General features: G+C 67.0%; 17 protein-coding genes. 2 read left to right on the top strand and 15 right to left on the bottom strand.

Annotation, left to right across the window (positions count from 1 at the left end):
• Positions 1–12: 12 nt before the first annotated feature.
• From WG208_RS12530 to WG208_RS12520, 3 genes are all read right to left on the bottom strand, one after another.
• A complete protein-coding gene (locus WG208_RS12530; protein ID WP_337171703.1) occupies positions 13–1728 on the bottom strand; it encodes an ATP-binding cassette domain-containing protein in 1716 nt (571 codons plus the stop codon).
• Between the two features lie 170 nt (positions 1729–1898).
• On the bottom strand, positions 1899–2372 hold the full coding sequence (locus WG208_RS12525; protein ID WP_337171702.1) for a hypothetical protein: 474 nt from the start codon (positions 2370–2372) through the stop codon (positions 1899–1901).
• The gene (locus WG208_RS12520; RefSeq protein WP_337171701.1) at positions 2369–3703 is read right to left on the bottom strand and encodes an amidohydrolase; all 1335 of its coding nucleotides are present in this window, start codon (positions 3701–3703) and stop codon (positions 2369–2371) included. The genes WG208_RS12525 and WG208_RS12520 overlap by 4 nt, the downstream gene beginning before the upstream one ends.
• A gap of 334 nt (positions 3704–4037) precedes the next feature.
• On the opposite strand from WG208_RS12520, the gene WG208_RS12515 reads away from it, so the two are divergent.
• Positions 4038–5321: a FecR domain-containing protein gene (locus WG208_RS12515; protein WP_337171700.1), complete on the top strand. Its 1284-nt coding sequence runs from the start codon at positions 4038–4040 to the stop codon at positions 5319–5321.
• Between the two features lie 54 nt (positions 5322–5375).
• Here WG208_RS12515 and cysM read toward each other — a convergent pair whose 3' ends face one another.
• The 10 genes from cysM to WG208_RS12465 form a co-directional block, all read right to left on the bottom strand.
• Positions 5376–6287 carry a cysteine synthase CysM gene (gene cysM, locus WG208_RS12510; RefSeq protein ID WP_337171699.1) on the bottom strand — a complete coding sequence of 304 codons (912 nt, stop codon included), beginning with the start codon at positions 6285–6287 and terminating at the stop codon, positions 5376–5378.
• A gap of 11 nt (positions 6288–6298) precedes the next feature.
• Positions 6299–7114, bottom strand: coding sequence for a VC0807 family protein (locus tag WG208_RS12505; RefSeq protein ID WP_337171698.1), 816 nt, complete (start codon positions 7112–7114; stop codon positions 6299–6301).
• 109 nt (positions 7115–7223) lie between these two features.
• Positions 7224–7943 (bottom strand): DUF2461 domain-containing protein, encoded by a 720-nt coding sequence (locus WG208_RS12500; protein ID WP_337171697.1) that lies wholly within the window; start codon positions 7941–7943, stop codon positions 7224–7226.
• Between the two features lie 64 nt (positions 7944–8007).
• A complete protein-coding gene (locus WG208_RS12495; protein WP_337171696.1) occupies positions 8008–8883 on the bottom strand; it encodes an alpha/beta hydrolase-fold protein in 876 nt (291 codons plus the stop codon).
• A 34-nt stretch (positions 8884–8917) separates the two neighbouring features.
• Positions 8918–9916 (bottom strand): D-glycerate dehydrogenase, encoded by a 999-nt coding sequence (locus WG208_RS12490; protein ID WP_337171695.1) that lies wholly within the window; start codon positions 9914–9916, stop codon positions 8918–8920.
• Positions 9913–11085 carry an aminotransferase class V-fold PLP-dependent enzyme gene (locus WG208_RS12485; protein ID WP_337171694.1) on the bottom strand — a complete coding sequence of 391 codons (1173 nt, stop codon included), beginning with the start codon at positions 11083–11085 and terminating at the stop codon, positions 9913–9915. The genes WG208_RS12490 and WG208_RS12485 overlap by 4 nt, the downstream gene beginning before the upstream one ends.
• Before the next feature lie 43 nt (positions 11086–11128).
• Complete coding sequence (locus tag WG208_RS12480; RefSeq protein ID WP_337171693.1) at positions 11129–11710, bottom strand: MarR family transcriptional regulator; 582 nt, start codon at positions 11708–11710, stop codon at positions 11129–11131.
• A gap of 277 nt (positions 11711–11987) precedes the next feature.
• The gene (locus tag WG208_RS12475; protein WP_337171692.1) at positions 11988–12350 is read right to left on the bottom strand and encodes a hypothetical protein; all 363 of its coding nucleotides are present in this window, start codon (positions 12348–12350) and stop codon (positions 11988–11990) included.
• A gap of 135 nt (positions 12351–12485) precedes the next feature.
• Entirely contained in the window at positions 12486–13406 is a 921-nt protein-coding gene (gene yedA / locus WG208_RS12470; RefSeq protein WP_337171691.1) for a drug/metabolite exporter YedA, read from the bottom strand.
• Between the two features lie 9 nt (positions 13407–13415).
• Positions 13416–14441, bottom strand: a complete 1026-nt coding sequence (locus WG208_RS12465) for a lysylphosphatidylglycerol synthase transmembrane domain-containing protein (RefSeq protein WP_337171690.1) — start codon at positions 14439–14441, stop codon at positions 13416–13418.
• Positions 14442–14580: 139 nt separating this feature from the next.
• Between WG208_RS12465 and WG208_RS12460 the strand changes: the two genes are divergently transcribed.
• Complete coding sequence (locus WG208_RS12460) at positions 14581–15762, top strand: aminotransferase class I/II-fold pyridoxal phosphate-dependent enzyme (protein WP_337171689.1); 1182 nt, start codon at positions 14581–14583, stop codon at positions 15760–15762.
• Between the two features lie 7 nt (positions 15763–15769).
• On the opposite strand, the gene hrpB is transcribed toward WG208_RS12460, so the two are convergent.
• The gene (gene hrpB / locus WG208_RS12455; protein ID WP_337171688.1) at positions 15770–18424 is read right to left on the bottom strand and encodes an ATP-dependent helicase HrpB; all 2655 of its coding nucleotides are present in this window, start codon (positions 18422–18424) and stop codon (positions 15770–15772) included.
• A gap of 26 nt (positions 18425–18450) precedes the next feature.
• Positions 18451–21012, bottom strand: coding sequence for a S41 family peptidase (locus WG208_RS12450; RefSeq protein ID WP_337171687.1), 2562 nt, complete (start codon positions 21010–21012; stop codon positions 18451–18453).
• Positions 21013–21042: the final 30 nt, after the last annotated feature.

The raw sequence follows: 21042 nt of genomic DNA, 5'->3' as shown, positions 1-21042 counted from the left end.
TCACGCATGAGGCTATCCGGGATTGCCCGACACATCGTGAGGATGCCACTGGGCGACGGATTCCCGACGGACGATGCCGATGGCGTCGAGAAAATGCCGATCGTGCGATGCGACGACGAGCGCGCCGTCAAAATGCCGCAGCGCGCTTTCCACCGCTTCGAGGCTGCCGATATCGAGGTGATTGGTGGGTTCGTCGAGCAGCAGCAACTGCGGTGCCGGACCGTCGATCACGCCGAGCACACAGGCCAGCGCGGCGCGCATACGTTCTCCACCGCTGAGCTGTGCGACGGAACGTTCTGCGTGCGTCGCCCGGAATCCGAAACGGGCCAGTGCGCCGCGCAGCGATTCCTCCGTGACAATCCCTCCACGCGCCGATACCGCGGCCCGCATCGCCTCGAGCACCCTGGCATGAGCGTCCAGCAGCGTGGCGTGCTGATCGAGATACACCACCGAGCGAACGGGAACGCCGCGATGCATTGCCTGCGCATCGATGGCATGCCGCCCAGCGAGCACCCGCAGCAGCGTCGACTTCCCGCTGCCGTTGTCGCCGATCAACGCCACACGTTCGGGGCCACGCACCTCGAATGTGACATGCTCGAGCAGCGGCTTTTCTTCCGTGACGTGAATGGACGCATCGCGAAGCGCCACGACGAGCGTACCGGCCGCCAGTCCGCTCGATGTCGACGGCAGCGACAGGGCTTTCTGCTGTTCGAGTCGGGCCCGTGCCTCCTGCACCCGCGCATCCGCTTCGTCGTGGGCGCGTTCGATCGTGCCGAGCAGACGGGCGCCGGTGCCTTCACTGCGCTCCCGTTGCATGCCGAGCAGAATGCGCGCCTGTCCACCCTTCGTCCGGGCCTGCCGACCCACGGCCTCCCGGCGGGCCTGACGTTCACGCACGGCCTGTTGCTGGCGGCGCACACGATCCCGTGCGGCCAGTGCGCTGGCGTGTTCACGTTCGGCCGCCTGCTGCTGCGCGTCGCGCTGGGCGCGATAGGCGCTCCAGTTGCCACCGTAGCTGCGCAGCGTGCCCTGTTCGATGGCCACGATGCGATCGACATGTTCGAGCAGCGCACGGTCATGTGTCGCCACCACGAGTCCACGGGGCCAATCCGTCACGAGCCGATACACGGCGTCGCGATGCGTGACATCGAGATCGTTCGTGGGTTCGTCGAGCAGCAGGAGATCCGGCGCGTCGAGCAGGACCCTCGCCAGACGCAGACGGGTGTGCTCCCCGCCACTCACGTCCGCCGCGGGACGATACAACGGCAGATGATCGAGATCGAACGTGGCGAGCGCCTGTTGCACACACTCGGCCAGGTCCCATCGATCGCCGATGCACTGCACATCGTCGAGCGTCCCTTCTCCGGCGTCACAGCGGGCAAGGGCGGCGAGGACGTCGGCGACGCCGAGTATGTCCGCGATGGTCGCCTCGGGAGGAAACACACCCCGCTGCGTGAGCAGAGCAAGCCGGCCGGTGCGTTCGATCGTGCCACGCTCGATCGCCCACCGTTGGGACACGCCATGAGACGGGCCGGATGCGCCATGTTCCGGCGCGAGGGCTCCACTCAGGAGCCGGAGGAGTGTGCTCTTGCCCGAACCGTTCGGGCCGATCAGTCCGACGCGCTCGTTGGCGATGCCGAGCGTGACGTCGGTGAGCAGAGCGCTTCCGTCAGGTCGGAAGCAGGTGAGGTTGGTGGCGGTGAGCCACGGAGTGGAAGCACGGGACATGAATGAACCAGGCAGGTGTGTACGGCACGGCATCCATGTGACGCCGGCAATCGTGATGTGCCTGGTTCTGCTCCATGCTCTTCCTCACATCGGGAGAGGGACCCCACCGGTGTGCGGAGTCATTCCCGAAATATAGGTCCTTTCAGGCCCCACTCCACCCTCCTCCCTGATCAGCTCCCTCCTGCTCCCCTCCCCGTCGTCCCGTAGTCCGCCGCCGGCATCTCGCCCGTTATGCGCAGCGTGTCTTCCTGATGCGTCTCGGCGCGTTCGTCGGCCGGAATGATCCCGGCATCGTTGAGCATCAGCCCCACCGAATCGGGCACCATGGCGGGCCAGAGCACCAGTCCTTCCAGTCGGACGATCCGTCGTGCCCGGCGACCGGTGCCCGCATAACGCCGTCGCGCCCACCATTCGTACACCGTCGTCAACAGTCCACCGAATGCAGCGAAAACCGACCAGGTGACGAGCGCATCGAGCCAGGGCAGATCGATCAGCATCCACACCAGCACCGCGTAACTCAGGGCCAGCCCCATGAGCCCCATGCCGCGGCGCAGCGCCGCGTTGAGTACGACACAGGCCGTCGTCCACAGCAGGACGCCGAAGAGCACGATGGCCCACATGAGATTGACGTGCAGAAACGTCATCGTCTGCCCGCGAGATAGTCGGTTGCCAGATTGGCCATGGTCCGCACGCCGGTTTCCAGCGCGCCTTCATCGGCAAAGAAGAGCGGGGAATGATTCACCGCCACCGTGGCCGGATCGACGCCCTTCGGCGTCACGCCGAGGAAGAAGAACACGCTCGGAATGGTGCGCGCGAACTCGGGGAAATCCTCGGACCCCATGATGGGATTGATGATCTGCAGACCACCCGCGCCCGCCGTACGGCGCAGCGTGGGCAGCATGTGATCGGTGAGTGACGTGTCGTTGGCCTGCACCAGTCCACCCCGATCGATTTTCACGATGGCCGTGGCGCCCGCCGATCGGGCGATGTCCTCCGCCGTGCGGGTGATGCGCGCGGCGATGTCGGCCCGCATGGCATCGTCGAACGTGCGCAGCGTCCCTACCATGACAACGCTGTCGGGGATGATGTTGCTGCGATTGCCGCCGGTGATCTGGCCCACGGTGATGACCGAGGGCAGATAGGCCACATTCACCTGGCGGCTGGCGATGGTCTGCAGTCCGAGCACGACCTGCGACGACACCACGATCGGATCGACCCCCGACCAGGGCTGCGACCCATGGGTCTGCTTGCCCTTGATGATGATGGTGAAATTGCCGGCGGCCGACATCTGCGGACCGGGGCGCAATCCGATGCTACCCACCGGCATGGGCCAGGCGTGCAATCCAAAAATGGCGTTGGGCGCCGGGTTGGTAAGCACCCCGTCCTTCACCATGGCCGCCGCGCCCCCCAGCCCCTCCTCCGCGGGCTGGAAGATGAACTTCACCGTTCCGGGAATCGTGGCTTTCATGCCGGCCAGCACTTCGGCGGTGCCCATGAGAATGGCGACGTGATTGTCGTGACCGCAGGCGTGCATCACGCCCACTTCGGCGCCCTGCCACTGCGTGCGCACCTTGCTGCGAAACGGCAGGTCCACCAGTTCGGTGACAGGCAGACCATCCATGTCGGCGCGCAGGGCCACGACCGGGCCGGGACGTCCGCCCCGCAGTACGCCGACCACGCCGGTGCCGCCCACCCCGGTCTGCACTTCGAGTCCGAGTTGCCGGAGATGGGCGGCCACCAGCGCGGCCGTGCGCGTCTCCTGTCCACTCAGCTCGGGATGTTCGTGAATGTCGCGGCGCCACGTGACCACCCTGGGCATGACCGCCGGGAGACGGCTTTCGATGGCGCGCGCGAGCTCCCCGGCTGGTGCCGCCTGGACGGCGGACTGCGCCGGCGCACGATGCGGCAGACCAACCAGCAACAGAGCCAGCAGCGGCAGCACCGTGCCGGACGGAAAGAAGAACGAACGATGCATGGGACCTGCCGGAAAAAGGGGGACAGATCCGCGAACGTATCCCCACCTCGCACCGGGCGGTAGAGTGTGGCCCCTCACCTGTCCCTTGCCGACGTATCACCAGACGTGTCACCTGACGTCTCGCCAGGCGTCTCGCCCGATATCTCATCCATCCCTGGTGATGCGTCAGGGATTCGCCGTTTGCGTCCGGGCGGACCGTGATGCAGCATCTAGACAGCACCTCAGGGATCCACCTGTCCGAATTCGTCCGGCGGTGGGTTCACCCAACCGGTGCCGCCCTGTGGATCCACTCGGCACCTGTGCAGGACACCCTACGTCCCGAGGAGGAGGCTCGATGTCCATCGTCCTTCCCACACCCGATGCCGCACTCGCGGCCCGCTTTGCCGGCGGTGATGAAAACGCGCTGGCCACCCTGTATCGACAACAGTACGACGGCCTGCTGAGTGCGGCACGCCACATTCTGGGCGACAACCTGGCCCACTACAGCGGACGGGTGGCGCACAAGGCCATGCTGGATGCCTGGGAAGCGCGCAGCCGATTCGAGAACCCCGCGGCGCTGGGTGCGTTCCTCGAAGAAGCCGTGCAGCAGGAGAGCGACATCCAGCGTCGCAAACACGCGGCCCTGCATCATCACGGCAACACGGGCTCGCATGTCACCGTGCCCGATGTCGAAGAGGCCATGCGTCAACTGCTGGCGGCCATTCACGCGCCCAAGGTCGACCACGCCACCGCACTCGCCGAAGCCCGCGCGACCAAGCGGGCCCACGCCAAAGCGCATGTGGAGCGTGTGGGTGGACGTCCGCGCTGGGTGTTGCCGGTGCTCGGTGTGATCGTGGTGGGCGCGGCGATCGTGCTGGTGCAGCGTTGGGTGAACCGCGCCGGCGCGGACATCGCGGTGGACCGGGCCTTCAAGGGTGAGGATGTGCAGACGCTCACCTCGGGGAAGGGACAACGGGGCACGTTGACGCTGCGTGATGGCACCAAGGCCACGATGGGCAGCGAATCGGTGCTGCGCATTCCGAGCGAGTTCGCCACGACCCAACGCACGGTGCTCATCGAAGGCACGGCCACGTTCGCGGTGACACCCGATACGTCGGCGAAGGCCCTCGCCTTTGCCGTGCGGGCGGGCAATGCCACGGTCACCGCGAAGGGCACGAACTTCACCGTGCGCTACTATCCGCCGGACTCCACCGTCTACGTGCAGGTGGCCGACGGCACGGTCAACATCCGCGATCGGGTACGTGGCACGCAGCAGGACCTCAAGGCCGGTGATGCGCTCAAGATGTCCGCCGACGGCACCGTGAGCACCCTCGCCGGCGTGGAGCGCGACGTGGCCATGGCCTGGACACGCGACAGCATCGTCTTCGACAACACCCCTCTCAAGGCGGTGGTGCCCGAACTCATTCGCTGGTTCAGTCTCGATGCCGTGCTGGCCGATTCGACGATCGGGGATCGTCCGGTCTCGATGCGGGTCGCGCTGGCCTCATCGGGTGATGCCACCAAGGCGCTGACCCAGGCGGCCAATCTGGGCATCACCTTCGGCAAGAACGATCGCCTCGAGTTCCGCGATGCCAGCGCGGTTCCGGCGCCTGCCGCGGGCGCGAAGAAGAAGCGGTAAACCGTTCGGCAGCATCTGCAGCAGCATCTTGTAGCAGCCGCTGCAGCAGCGCGTTCAGCCGGGAAAGATTCCGGTGCTGAGATACCGATCGCCACGATCGCACACGATGAACACGATCGTGGCGTTCTCCACCTCGGCGGCCACCCGCAGCGCGATGACACAGGCGCCCGCCGCCGAGGGGCCACAGAAGACTCCCTCCTCGGCGGCGAGCCGACGCGCCATCGATTCCGCGTCGGCCTGCGTGACCTGTTCGATGCGGTCGATGCGTGACGGATCGTAGATCTTCGGCTGATAGGCCGGCGACCATTTGCGGATGCCGGCAATCTGCGACCCCTCGGCGGGCTGCGCACCGACGATGGTGATGTCGTCGCGCTGCTCTTTCAGAAAGCGCGTCACGCCCATGATCGTGCCCGTGGTGCCCATCGCACTCACGAAGTGCGTGATACGTCCGCCGGTGTCGCGCCAGATTTCGGGGCCGGTGGTTTCGTAGTGCGCGCGCGGGTTGTCGGGATTCGCGAACTGATCGAGCACCCGTCCTTCCCCACGCGCCTGCATCTCGAGCGCGACATCGCGGGCGTACTCCATGCCGCCCTTCGACGCCGGTGTGAGAATCAGCTCGGCGCCATAAGCCCGCATGGACGCCCGACGTTCGGCGCTCAGATTGTCCGGCATGAGGAGCGTCATGCGATAGCCGGTCATGGCGGCGATCATCGCCAGCGCGATACCGGTGTTGCCGCTCGTGGCTTCGATGAGCCGGTCACCGGGACGGATCTCGCCGCGCGACTCCGCACCGCGGATCATCGACAGCACGGGACGATCCTTGACCGAGCCGCCGGGATTGTTGCCTTCGAGCTTGCCCAGGATCACCGTGCCCCGCGCGGCAATGGCCGCGCGGGGAAGACGCTGCAATTGCACGAGCGGCGTGTTGCCGATGGTGCGATCGATGGTCGCGTACTGCGCGGACATTCGCGACGCCCTCAGCTCAGGCCGAACTCTTCGCGGGCCTGACGGGCCGCCCGTGCGGGCGCATCGGCGATGCGATCTTCTCCTTCGTTCTCGGCGAGGGGCACGAGCGTCATCGCGTCTTCGCGGCGCTTGAGCAGCGTCCAGAACTCCCCGGCATCGGGATCGGTGCCCTGCTCCGCCGGCAGCAACGCATACATGGCCTTGTACATCAGGCTGAAGGCGAAGAACAGCGCGAGCATGTCGGGCAGCACGAGCACGATGCGCGTGATGGCGTTGACATTGGCCACCTGATCGTTGAACGCCGGCGTGTTGAACGGCGCCAGCACCATGCGGTAGTTGATCATGTAGTTCACGATGCCGGCGCCGATGTTCGTGACACCAATCAGCAACGCGGACTTCTTCATCGCCCGCTGCACCGTGGGTTCGTCGAGCAGACGATTCATCTGCTGCTCACGCTCGGGCGTGTCCGGACCGAGACCCTGCAGGGCAATCGATCGCGTGACGGGCGTGCCGATGAGCGCCGAAACCCCGAAGACGAGAAAGGCCAGCAGATAGCTGGCGCTGTCCTTGAATGCGAAGAGCGCGCCGTCGACATACCAGAAGGCGAGCGCGCCGCGCATGATCGCCGAGCCGCCGCCGTAGGTGGTGATGAAGTTGAAGCGGCGCGTGATGACGAACAGATCGAGCAGCACCCACGCCACCGGCACCAGCGCCGCGGCGAGATACGCCTGCAGCGTGCCCAGGGGGGCGGTGCCGTACTTGAGGATGAGCACCGGTGCCACGGCACCGATGAGGATATCCAGCGTGAGCTTGAGCGACTTCGACATAACCTTGGAATCTCGCCCCCGCGAGCCGCCGATGGTAGCGGCCGTGGCAGCGTCAGTGATGGGTCAATGGCATTTCCGTAACGGCGCCGTGTGCGCCGGGGACGGTCCGTCAGCGTCTGGTGGACGGCGCGAGCCCCAGCGCGTCGTTCAGCCAGCGCACAAAAGGTGTCATGGCACTGAAGTGGCGGGCCAGGGTCTGCGGAAGCCGGGGGCTGGTCACTTCGTCCACGGTGAGCGGGCATCCGGCCGTGAAGGACTGGTAACGCAACCAGGTGGCCGCCGGATGTTCGGCGGTGAAGCCGCGTGGCGGGCGCGTGAGCATGCCCTCGGTGTCGAGGTCGCCGAACCGCTTCCGGAAGCCGCGGTTCTTCACCAGTTCCTCCCACCCTTCGAGATCGTCCACCAGACACTGACGGATCTTCGCCAGTGCGGGACGTGGAGGCATCCAGATCCCGCCGCCGCAGAAACAGCCCTCGGGCGCGAGGTGAAAGTAAAATCCCGCACCGCCATGGGCCGCCTCACCGCCGACGCCGTGTCCCGCGTCGCGATGATAGAACCAGCAGGCCACGTGTGTCTTGTACGGCGACTTGTCCTTGCTGAAGCGCACGTCGCGATGAATGCGGAACGCGGACTTCTTCGGCGATCCGATGATCTCGGGCGCGAAGGACGCGAGCTGCACGTCCATCTCCTCGATGAGTTGCGCGAGCGGCAGCTTGAGATACTGCTCGTAGTCGGTGCGATGTGCCTCGAACCATTCCTTGCGGTTGTTCTTCGCCAGCCCGCGCAGAAAGGTGAAGGCTTTCGGTGAGAATTGCGTGAATCCGTCCATGCGATTTCCGATGCAAGGCCCCGGGCGGGGCGTCATGGATGCCGGGGAAACTCCTCCGGAACGCTCAGGTCATTCCGGAAGACATGGTCGAGGCGATGACGGCGTCCGATACGAGTGCAGGAAACAGGAAACGCAGAAAGAGTCCGGTGCGCTCGCCCCAGGCGCGTTCATCGTGCAACGCACCCTCGGCCTCCATGTAGTGGAGATCCTCGCCGATGCGCCATCCCTGCCGCAGCAGCATGCGATAGAGCAACCGTGTGCCGCGCAGCATGCGATGTTCCGCCGTGCCCACGTCCAGCCAGATGCGCAGATCGGGACGACGGGTGTTGGTCGCCGCCAGCTGCCGCACGATCCAGCGATCGTCCCACCAGACGCTGGGGCTCAACAAGCCGAGTTTTCCGAACACGGCCGGGTGTGTGAGACCGAGGTGCAGCGTGAGCAGCCCGCCCAGGGAACTGCCGGCGAGGCCGGTGTCGCGTGGACCACGACGTGTGCGCCATTGCCGGTCCACCCACGGTTTGATCTCGTACACCAGCATCTGTCCGTAGCGATCGGCATCGCCACCCGCATCGTGCATGCTGTCACGGGTGGGCGTGTACTCGTCGATACGGTCGCGGCCGGCATTGCCGATGGCCACGATGATGATGGGCTCGATCACCCGGGCATGGATGAGCGCCCGGGCGGTCGTGTCCACCCCCCACTGCACGCCGAACGGCGACATCGGCAGATCGTCGAACACATTCTGCCCGTCGTGCAGATAGAGCACCGGATACCGCTGATCGGGGTGCTCGTCGTACTCCGGTGGCAACATCACCGTCACATCGTGCGGATGTGACAGAAAACGGGAGTGCACGCCGGCAAAATGCAGCAGCGAGCCGGCCATGGTGGGCACAGGCTGCTGCCGGGACTCATCGAGGCCGGCGTGGACGAGCGGGGACATGCCGTATGGTAATCAGTTGGCAATCCGTCGGCGTTCACACCACCCGGTCAGGCAACTCCCGTCCCTGCGCGAAGGCATCGACATTGGCCATCGCCCGCATCCCCATGTTGGTCCGTGTTTCGATGGTGGCACTGCCGAGATGGGGCGCAAGCACGGCGTTCTCCAGCGTCATCAGTTTCGCGGTGACCCGTGGTTCGAACTCGTACACGTCGAGTCCCGCGCCGGCAATGCGGCCCGCTTCGAGTGCTTCCGTGAGCGCCGCTTCATCGATGACGTCCCCGCGCGCGGTGTTCACGAGATAGGCATGCGCGGGCATGTATCCGAGCGTGGTGGCATTGATGAGATGCCGTGTTTCCGGCGTGGCGGGACAGTGCAGCGACACCACATCGGAGCGCTGGAGCAGCTCTTCGAGGCTGCTCACCCGTTCCGCGTCGGCCGGCCCGGCCGTGGCCGGATCGTCGATGCGGGGATCACGCGGAGCGTGGTAGAGAATCTTCATGCCGAAGGCATCGTGTGCGGCGCGTGCGACGGCGCGTCCGATCCGGCCGTACCCCACGATGCCCAGTGTCTTGCCCCGTACGGTGCGGCCCAGCATGAACGTGGGACGCAGTCCGCCCCAGATGCCCGTGCGCAGATGGCGTTCGCCTTCCCCCAGCCGCCGCATCACCATGAGCATGAGCGCGATGGCCACATCGGCGGTGTCGTCGGTGACGACATCGGGCGTATTGCTCACATGCAGACCAGCGGCCCGCGCCGCGTCGAGCGCGATGTGATTCACGCCCACGCCCACGTTGGCCAGCAGTTTCGCGCGAAGACCCGCTGTGCCAAGAATGGACGGCAGCCATTTGTCGGTGACCGTGGTGACCACGATGTCCGCCTGCTGCAACGCGTCGACCAGTTGTTCGGCCGTGAAGGGCGTGTCGGTGGCGTTGAGCTGGGCGTCGTAGTGCGCGGTGACGTACGACTCCATCGATTCCGGCATCCTGCGCGTGACGATCACACGAGGGCGGGCGCCATGGGTCACGCCGCTCACGACGCCGCTCCGATTCGCCAATGCTGCAGTGCGGCTCCGAGGCCACGCCCCAGGGTCATCCCGATGCCGGCGTCGGCCAGCGCCATCTCCACGCCGGCAAGTGCGCCGGCCAGTGTCAGTGCGTTCATGTCTCCCAGGTGTCCGATGCGGAAAACTTTCCCCGCCAGTTCGCCGAGTCCCGATCCCAGCGCGACGTCGTAGCGGGTGAAAGCGATGTCGATGATGGTGCGGGCGTCGACGCCCTCCGGCACCACCACGGCGGTGAGGGAATCCGAGGCGATTTCCGGGCGCCGCGCACACTCGCGCAATCCCCAGGCCTGCACGGCCGCGCGCACGCCGGTGGCGAGCCGCCGATGCCGCGCGGCCACGTTGTTCATGCCTTCCTCGAGCAGCATGGTCAGCGCTTCGTCGAGACCGTACAGCAACGACAGGGCCGGTGTGCTGGGGAAGTATCCCTGCGCGTTGTTGGCCCGCATCGCGCGCAGATCGAAGTAGGCGCGCGGCATCGTGCACCGGTCCACCCGCGCCAGCGCCTTCTCGCTGGCGTAGAGAATCCCGAGGCCGGCGGGCAGCATGAATCCCTTCTGCGATCCGGTGATCGCGCAGTCCACGCCCCAATCGTCGAAACGGAATTCGAGACTGGCGATGGAGCTCACGCCATCGACGAAGAGCAGCGCGGGATGCGCGGCCCGATCGATGGCCGCCCGCACGGCCGCCACGTTGCTGGTGACGCCGGTGGCGGTTTCGTTGTGCACGAGCAGCACGCCCTGGATTTCGTGGGCCGTGTCCGCTGCCAGCGCCGCTTCGATCCTGAAGGGATCGGCGGTCTCACCCCACGGCTCCTCGATCACGTCCACGTGATAGCCGAGATTGCGGGCCGTCTGGATGAACAGATGCGAGAACTGTCCGAACCGCGGCGCCAGCAGTCGTCCGCCGGGATTCACGGTGTTCACCAGCGCGGCCTCCCACATGGCCGACCCGGTGGCGGGAAAGACGAAGGCCTCGCCGCGCTCCTGATGCACCACCTGTGGCAGCCGCGACAGAATCGACCGGGTGAACGCCGGAAATGTCGACGACCGGTGATCTTCCATCTGCCGGTGCATGGCCCGCTGCAGGCGATCGGGCACCGGCGTGGGGCCGGGAATCTGCAGGAAGTGACGTCCCGCCATGGAGGATTCGCGAAGACTCGCGGCTGAAGGAAAAGGGAGGGGGTTATTGCGCGCCGGTGTCGTCATCGGCGTCATCACCGACGTCGTCGCTCACGTCGCCCGTTTCGTCGCCAGGATCATCGGAGGCGTCATCACCGGTGTCGTCGCTGGCCTCGTCACCGGCGTCTTCGTCGGCCGCCTGGCTGGGGTCGAGTACCCGCAGCAGTCGACGACAGAGACGGGTGAGACGGGCTCGCTGCTCCCCGCTGAGTTCGCGCATGAGACTCACGATCGCTTCCGCACGGGCGGGCGCCGCTTCGCTGAGCACCTGTCGACCGGCGTCGGTGAGATACACCGAGATGAACCGGCGGTCGACCGCATGGCGTTCGCGTCGCACGAGCTCCCGCGATTCGAGCGCGTCGATGATGGCCGTCATCTGCGCCTTGCTGCGTCCCAGCGCTTCGGCCAGCTCCTGCTGATGCACCGGCCCGCGTTGCTGCAGCGTATCGAGCACCCCGTACTGCGAGGCCGACAGACCGAACGGGTGCACGGCATCCTCGACGCGCGTGGCCGCCATGGCGGCCGCCCGTTGCAGCGTACCGTATGCCTCGAGGGCGCGACGGCGCTTCTTGTCGCCTTTGCTCATGGAGTCGGGAGTGAGAGCACGCCGATAATGTACAGGCGGTGCAGGGACTGGCGCTCCCTCCCAACAACAACAGCTTGCCGCAGATCACGCGGATGACCCGGAAACGGCACGGATGAACAACGGGGAATGCGACGGTTCCTGCTCACCCCGTGTTGTATCCGTGCCGTTTCCGGGTCATCCGCGTGATCCGTGGCAAGCTGTTGACCCGCCATCGAATCTTTCCAATCGTTGCCAGCCGTTCCCCCTCAACGGCAGGCCGTACTCTCCTCGGGGCCGATCAGTCGTTCAGCGCAAAGAGCTGCCGCGTCTCTTCATGCATCAGCACCCAGATCGAGTACGCTCCGAACAGCGTCCCGAAGGGCCACCGGAAGAGACGGAACACCGATACCACGAGCAGGACGTACCGTGCCCACTGCCGGTGATTGAGCAACGCGAAGCCGGCGATGAGGCCGAACAGACTGAACCCGCCGATCACGAGCGCGGCGAGCAGCCCGGTCACCGTCCCGACGATCACCACCACCGGATTGAACGTCGCGAGCGAGCCGAAGATGCCGCTGAAGAGCACACCGGCCGCGACCAGCATGCCAAGTGCGCTGTAGAGCAGGTTGACGAGACCAACGATCTTGATGTGGGTGCGCACAGGGCGGCTCCGGGAAAAGGTCGTGGAATATTCTACGGCCGGTGGACCCGTTCGGATTCACTTTTTGATTCCCGGCCGGCGACGGCTCTCCCGCGAGGCCTTCCGGTTCGTCCCCGGCCCGTCGTCATCCCGTCGTCAGCCTCTCCTCAGCCCGGCCCGCCGTCGGCCGTCCACCAGGCTGACCAGCGCGACGCCGCCCACGATGACGCTCATGGCCACCCAGGCCAGCTTCGGCAGACGCTCGCCGCCCACCGCCACCCCCAGCAGCACCGCCACCACCGGATTGACGTAGGCATACGTTCCCACGGCCGTCGGGCTCGCGACCTTGAGCAGCCACATGTAGGTGCTGAACCCGATCAGCGATCCGAACGTCGCGAGATAGAGCAGCGAGAGCACCGACGCGCTGGACACACTGTCCATGCTGACCCGGTGCCACTCGCCCAGCAGCAGCGACAGCACGGCCATGCACGCACCGCCGGCCAGCATCTGCATGGCCACGGCCAGCGCCGCCGACGACGACTGGCGGGCCGTGCGCGAATACAACGACCCGATGGTCCACGACAGCGCGCCGGTGGCCAGCACGATGGCGCCCACCGGATCGACCGCTGCCTGCCGCTCGCCGCCCACGGGCAGCACCAGCAGGCCCACCCCCACCAGACCGATGGCCACGCCAACCATCTGCGGCACGCGCGGAGGACGGCCCTGCCAGGCTTCACACAACACCAGCCACAGCGGCACCGTGGCGACGATCACCGAGGTGAGGCCCGAACTCACGCGCTGACTGGCCCACGAGACCGCGCCGTTGCCGATGAACAGCAGCAGCGCCCCCACGATAGCCGAAGTACGCCACTCGGCTGCGGTGGGGCGCGGCGCTCCTCGCCAGCGCATGAAGGCATACAACGAACCGCCGGCAAGCAGAAAACGCGCCGAACCCATCATGAACGGCGGGATCGTCGCCACGCCCCATTTGATGGCGAGGTAGGTCGATCCCCACACGACGTAGATGATGAAAAACCCGCCGACGAGCTGCCAGCGGGGCACTTCACGATCACTCATGACGACCACTCATGACATATCCGACGGAGAGTGTGCGGGTGCGCCGCGCCGCAGGGCACGCAACGTGGCGTCACCCGCGGCGACGCCCCCGATCAGGACGTACAGATAGAACGTGTAGAAGCGCCACCACAACAGCGCGGCGGCGAAGAGCCCTGCCGGGATGGCGCTGGACAATGTCGCCGCGAATGCGCCTTCGATGAATCCACCGCCACCGGGCGCCGGCACCACCACGCCGCCGTAAAACAGCGCCAGGGGCCAGAGCACCAGAGGCGCGAGCGTGTCCATCGTCAGCGCGAAGGTGGGATCGCCGAGAAACACCAGCATGGGCAGGGTGGCCACCTTGAACAGCACATGCAGCACCGAACCCGTGAAGGCCAGCAGCATGAGCCCCGGATTGGCCTGCCGCAGCGCCCCGACGGCGTCGCGCAGTGACCGCAACGTGCGCTGGATGCCCCGCCACCGGCCGGCATGCAATCCGACGCGGCGGGCCCACGCCGGTGGTGGGCCATTCGCGTTGCGGCGGGACAGCAACCACCCGGCTGCGCCGACACCGAGCACGAAGGTGCTGTAGCCTCCCACCAATCCCAGCAGCCCGCTCACCGACGTGCCCCGTCCATGGAACAGCCACGCCAGCACCACGCACACCACCGTCAGTGAGCACATCTCGAGAAACAGTTCAAGAAACAGCACCAGCACACGCGACGCGGGCGGCGTGCCGCTCTCGGCGAGCACCAGATACCGCGCCGGTTCCGCCCCCGATCGCGCTGGAGTGATGGCGGCCGCAAAATCCCCCGCCAGGCAGACACGCAGCGCGGTACCGAACCGCAGCGGAATGCCGCAGGCGCGCGCCGATGCCTGGATCTTGAGCGCCCGCGTGATGATCTCCGCGGTCACGGTGGCCAGCGCGGCGGCGTGCACCGGCCAGGCCAGCCAGGGCATGCCGGAGTCCGGCCAGTGGGACGCAACGACCCAGGCCGAGACACCCAGCATCAGAACGAACGACAACACGGTGACGAGCCAGCGGCGCCAGGTCATGCGGCGCAAGATAGTCGTGCCCGCTGGCGCTCCCCACCACGACGCTGTCGATTAGCTGTCGACAAGCGGTAACGTCTCCCCCACCGGCTTCCGCCCCCGGCTTCCGCAGCGCCGACGACCGTCCGCCCCCTCCGACGCCATGTCCGATCCTTCCTTCTCCCTCTCCCGTCGCCAGTGGCTGCGCACCACCGGCCTCGGACTCGGTGCCACGGTGGCGCTCCCCGGGTTGCTGCCCGCTCACGAAGCCACGCGGGTACTCGGCGGCGTGTCGTACCGCGAACTGCTGGCACGACTCGAACAGGATGCCACCACGGCCCGACGCCTGGCAGGACCGGTGCGCCTCATGTACAACGAAAATCCCTTCGGCATGTCGCCGCGTGCCAAAGACGCGGTGATGGCCGGATGGACCGAACACACGTGGTACGAACCCCCCATCCGTCAGCAGGTGCGGGAGACCTTCGCGGCGCATGTCGGGGTACCGCCCGAATACGTGCTCGTGACACAGGGATCGAGCGAGGTGCTGGCCACCGCAGCACTGGCCTATGGCGTGGACGGCGGGGAGATGGTCGTGCCGCATCCCACGTTCGAGGATCTGCCGCGATATGCGTCGACGCTCAAGGCGACGGTGCACAAGATTCCGCTGGACGATCGCATGGATCACGACTTCTATGCGATGGACGCTCGGATCGGCAGCAATACGAAGCTCGTCTTCGTGTGCAATCCCAACAACCCGACCGCCACGCTGCACGACGATCGGACGCTGCGCGATTTCGTGACCACCGCGTGCAAGCGTGCGCCGGTGGTCGTGGACGAAGCCTACTACGATTTTGTGGACGTGCCCGGACACCGGTCGATGGTGGACCTGGTGACCAAGGGCGAGTCCATCATCGTGTCGCGCACGGCCAGCAAGATCCATGGCCTCGCCGGTCTGCGCGTGGGTTTCGCCGTGGCCCGTCCCGACATCATCGAACGCCTGTCGCAATACAAGACCGGTGATCCGAACGTGTTCGGTCTGCACGCCATGAATGCCTCCCTGCGCGATACCGAGTATCAGGCGTTCGTGAAGCAGAAGAACCGTGAGGGACGCACGCTGCTGCTCGACAGTCTGCGTGCGGCCGGCCGCAAGGCGACGGCGTCACAGGGCAACTTCGTGTTCTTCCATGCGGGCAAACCCGCGGCCGACATGCAGCGATATTTCCTGCGGCAGGGCTTCATGGTGGGACGCGCGTTTCCGCCGTACACCGACTGGTGCCGCGTGAGCATCGGCACTCCCGACGAAATGAAAGCCTTCGTGAGCGTGCTGCCGGGGGCGTTCGCGTAGGACCGGCTCACTGCCCCCGCGGTTTGGCGCGGCGCGTGGGCGCGGCAGTGAGCGGGTCGTCGGGCCACGGATGGCGCGGATACCGGCCACGCAGTTCCTTGCGCACGTCGAAATAACCCTGCTTCCAGAAACCGGCGAGATCGCGGGTCACCTGCACGGGACGTTGTGCGGGTGACAGCAGATGCATGGTCACCGGCACACGTCCGTCGAACAGCGTAGGCGTGGTGGTCCAGCCGAAACACTCCTGCAGCTTCACCGACAACACCGGCGCCGCGGGATCGCCATAGTCCACGCCGATGCGCGAACCACTCGGCACTTCGATGTGTGTGGGCGCGAGACGATCGAGTGCCGCGCGTTGCGACCAGGGGATCAGGGACGCCAGCGCCTCGTGCCAGTCGATGGCTTCGAGATGCGCCCAGGTCCGTACACCATCGAGTGCCGGACCGAGCCAGTCGTCGAGGTGGGCCATCAGCGCATCGTCGGACACATCGGGCCACGTGGCGTCGGTTGTATTGGTTGCATCGTGATGATGCAGAAAGGCCAGTCGTTCCCGCAGTCGCACCGCTCCGTTGGACCATGGCCAGGCGGAGACGCCCATGCGTCGCAGTTGTGCAACGAGCACCGCGCGCACGGCTTCCGGATCTGCTTCCCGCCACGGTTTCTCTTCGAGTACCAGTGCGCCGAGCGTGGTGCGTTGCAACGCACGGACCGCGCGGGCATTGTCGTCCCACCAGATGCGTGGCTCCCGCACGAACTGATCGACGAAGTCGGCGGTGATGTCTTCGAGCGTGATGGGTGCCGCACGGAGAATGCGGTATTCCGGCGGCTGCCCTTCCAGTTCGGCGATGGCCAGCCACGGCGCATCGTGGAGTCCGTCACGTTTGTCGAGCGCAGCGCCGCTGCCATTCCGCAACAGATACCGCGGTTCACTGCCCGGTCGCCGTTGCGCGACCCGATCGGGATACGCCAGCGCGAGCAGCGCGCCGATATCATCGTCGTCCCATGAGGCGTTGGTATCGATGCGGTCCACATCGTGGCCCTCGTCGCGATCCGCACTACCGCGTCGGAGCAGATCCTGCATGGTCTGCCGCACACGACGGGTCGCATCACGATCGACCGAGGCGCCGAACAGACCGGCGGCGCTGCCCCCATCTCCATCGCGGCGCAGCAGCTCGGTGCGCAACCGCAGGTCGGCCGGCGGGCGTCCAACGTCGGCCCGCAGCACGTCGCGCTCTTCCAGCAGTGCCGCGATGGCCGCACCGGCCATGCCCGTACCCCGCGTCGTCGCCGTGAGCATCAGATGCGCGAGGCGCGGCGCCAGCGGCAGGGCCGCCATGCGCTTGCCATGGACGGTGATGCGACCCGCGGTATCGAGTGCGCCCAACTGCGTGAGCAATGTGCGCGCCTGCGCGAAGGCCGCGGGCCGCGGCACATCGAGCCATCGCAATTGAGTGGGGTCGTGCACGCCGGCATCGGCCAGCTCCAGCGCCAGCGACGAGAGATCGGCGTCGACGATCTCGGGGCGCGTACTGGCCTGCAACGTGTGCTCTTCGTGCACATCCCACAGGCGATAACACACCCCGGGAGCGGTGCGGCCGGCCCGGCCCCGACGCTGATCGGCCGACGCCCGACTCACCCGGACGGTGTGCAGACGCGTGAGACCCGCCGCGGCGTCGAAGCGCGGGATACGCGAGAGTCCGGCATCGATCACCACACGCACACCTTCCACCGTGAGACTGGTTTCGGCGATGCTGGTGCTCAATACCACTTTGCGCGTGCCGGGGGCAGCGGGCGCCAGCGCGGCGTCCTGCTCGGACAACGACATGCTGCCGTGCAGCACATGCACCTGCACCCGCGCGCGTGCGAGTTCGGCATCACCCTGCAGACGCTCCGCCACACGACGCTGCTCTCCGGCGCCGGGCAGAAACACCAGCACATCGCCGCCTGCAGTGCCCGGTGTACCGCCATGCCCATGGCCGTGCCCATGATCAGGCGTGTCCCGCAGCGCCTCGCGGATCACCCGGCTCGTGGTGGCTTCGATGCGTTCATCGGCCCGCGGGGCGCGATGATGCGTGACGATCGGAAACATGCGTCCTTCGCTCCGGACGATCGGCGCGGCGCCATGTTCGTCGGCAATGAGACTGGCCACAGCCTGACCATCGAGTGTGGCCGACATGACCAGCACGCGCAGTTCGGGGCGCAGGGCATGCTGCGTTTCGAGCACCAGGGCGAGTCCGAGATCGGCGTGCAGCGAACGCTCGTGAAATTCGTCGAACAGCACGGCGCCGTAACCGTCCAGCGTGGCGTCGGCCGAAAGCATGCGCGCCAGCACACCTTCGGTCACCACCTCGATGCGTGTGCGCGCCGAGGTGCGTGTGTCGCCGCGCACGCGGTATCCCACGGTCCCGCCCACCGACTCACCGATCGTGCGCGCCATGTACGTTGCCGCCGCCCGGGCCGCGAGCCGACGCGGTTCGAGCATGACCAGCCGCTGGCCGGTCATCCATGGCTGGTCGAGCAGTGCCAGGGGTACGCGGGTGGTCTTGCCCGCACCCGGTGGGGCTTCGAGCACCGCGACCGAGCGCGCCAGCAGCGCCTCGCGCAGTTCCGGCAGCGCACCGTCGATGGGCAGCGGAGCGGTGTTCACGCCCGACGTGTTCATGGTTCGCGCGTTGGCTGGCGAGACGTTCACCGCCGGCGGCGTGGTGTTCCGTCGAGCTGCTGCACCAACCACTGCTGCGCGCGTTCCACCACATCGTCGGCCCCGCTGCGGAACGCACGATGGGTGAGACGGGCATCGACGATGGGCGTGATGCCCACGCGCTGCCACTGTGCGCCATCGGCCCGGCGCAGCTCCGCGGCCGGAATGCCCACCGACAGTTGACCCGGCAACGGCACGCGCACGGTTTCCGCCGGAGAGCCGGCGGTGGTGCTGCCCACGAAGGTCACGTCGGTGCTGGCTTCGAGCGCCATGGCCAGTCGTTCCATGGCGCCCGAGGTGCGTTCGTCGAGCAGTGCCACGAGACGTCCGCTGAAGTGCGACGCCGTATCGCCACGGCTGATGCGGGCCCGCACTTCACGTTCGTCGGCGCACTGCTGCGTGGCTTCACGCAACGTGACCGCCAGGCAGGGCGCGCTCTGATAGCGATGCAGTTCGCGCGCCGTCACCGCCACCGGGCGCGTACGCACGGCCTGCAGCACCTGCGCGAACACCGCGCTGGTATCGGGGAGCGCACCACGCAGATCGAGAATCCACGCCCGCGCGTCGCGATGGCGTTCGAGCTCCGGCCCCACGGTCTGTTCGGTGAGACGGTTCACGTCGATATAGGCAATGCCCGACGACAGCGTACGTGACGTGTTCTGCCAGGGTCGCTCGACCGTGGCCAGCAACGGGACGTAACTCTCCCGACGCGGTACGTCGAACTGCCGCTCGCGTCCCGTCATGTCGCGCACGCGGAGCAACATGCGTCCTTCCGGTCCGTACGGCAGCAGCTGCATGAGCTGATACAGACGATTCCATTCGTTCGGCGCGGACACACGTCCACGATGCTCGCTGATCCACGCCGGCATGGGATACCCGTCGGCGGCCACCACTTCCAGTCCCGGTTCGATGCCCAGCGATTGCGTCACCGAGTCACGCACGATGTCGGAAATGATCGCCCGGCCGTCCACCCATCGCACGCGGAACGGCGCGGCGGCCAGACCGCGTACCGAATCGGCCGATGCTCCGGTGAGCGCCACCTGCGCATCGTCGAACACCCCCACGAAATCCCGCAGTGCCGCGGCATATTCGTGTGCATAGCGTGCCGCTTCGAGCTTCGGAATGACACGCTCGAACGCGACATCGATATCCTCGTCGTAGAGATCCCGATGCGCATGACGGGCCCGCATGGCACTCCAGATGCGCGCCGCGCCGAGGACGCGCGCGCCCATGTACGGATAAGGGTCGGTGTCGTAGTACCCCGGCAGCATGGCCGGCGCCCGCACCATCGGCATGCGCGATGCCCGCACACCACGACCGGTGCGCAGGAACTGCAGGGCCGCCCGCAGCGCCGGCACACTGTCCATCGCCGTGACCGTGCCCGCGGCGGCGGGCGCAACGGTGGTATCGGCCAGCACACCGCTGCTGCCATCCACGTGCACCACTTCACCGGTGCGGATGCGCACCGAAAGACCGCTGCCCACGGGCACCAGCACACTGGGCACCAGGGCATCATCGCGCAGCGCGCCCTCGGCGATGAGTGTGCCGCGTCCCGTGGCGATGAGGCCCAGCACCGCCCGCGGCATCACGGTGTGCGCATTGGCCAGCACCATCACCCGGCGCGGCGTGGATGCGCGCGCGGCCACCAGCACCCCGTCACGTCCAAGCCAGGAATCGTCGTAGTACCACGTCCCCTGCACATCGCGTGCACCACCCACGCGGCGTACACGCACGGTGCTGCGCGAAAACGGCACACTGGCCAGTCGCTCGCCGAGCTCCATCTTCGCCACGAACGCATCGAGACTGTCGGGATCGGCGGATAGGGCGGCCATGGCCGTGGAGATGCCCGCCGTGGAGGCGCCCCCCGCGGAGGTGCCCGCGGCCGATGTGCGCAGATCGAGAATTACTCGCGCCGGCGCCGAGGCCAGCGCCTCCCGCAACGCCACCTCGGCGCGCGAGGAATACCGCGTCGCCGTGGGCATCTGGATGACGAGAATGCTGTCGGCCGTGCGTTCCACGGCGATCTCTCCCACGGCGGTCTCTCCCACCGCGGCACTGCCGGCCGACACCACGCGCGCGTCCGGTGTCGTCTCCGGAGTCGCTTCCACCCGCGTGAGCGGATCATCGAGCACGGCCAGGAACCGGGCATAAGCCACCTGCAGCAGCGCGGGATCCTGCGCTCGGCGCACCAGCGTCACGGCCCGGATGAACGCGGAATCGAGCGGCGCGCCACGCACGGCCACGGCCGGGTGATGCAACGCGATCAGATGCCACACCTGCGCGAGGCGTACGAGTCGCGCCACACCGGCGGAGTCGGACGGCGCCGGATCCGGTTCGGGATCGGCCGGTGCATCGGGCATCGGCACACGGGGCGGCTGCACCGGTGTCTCCATCACCGGCAGCGGAGCCTGTTGCGTGGCCGGCGGTGGCGTGAGCACCTGGCATCCCGCCAATCCCAGGGCGACAGGGACGGAGACAGCCAGCAGCCGGACGATGCCCGGCAGGCGGCCGCGGGAGCGGCTGCGAAAGCGCGTATCGCAAAGTGGCATATTGCCTAAGATACCCGCCTGTCCCGTTCC

Origin of the sequence: Gemmatimonas aurantiaca (assembly GCF_037190085.1) — a bacterium.
GTDB lineage: Bacteria > Gemmatimonadota > Gemmatimonadetes > Gemmatimonadales > Gemmatimonadaceae > Gemmatimonas > Gemmatimonas aurantiaca_A.
Note: the sequence above shows the minus strand (reverse complement) of the source record. Positions and strands in the feature narration are given on the sequence as shown.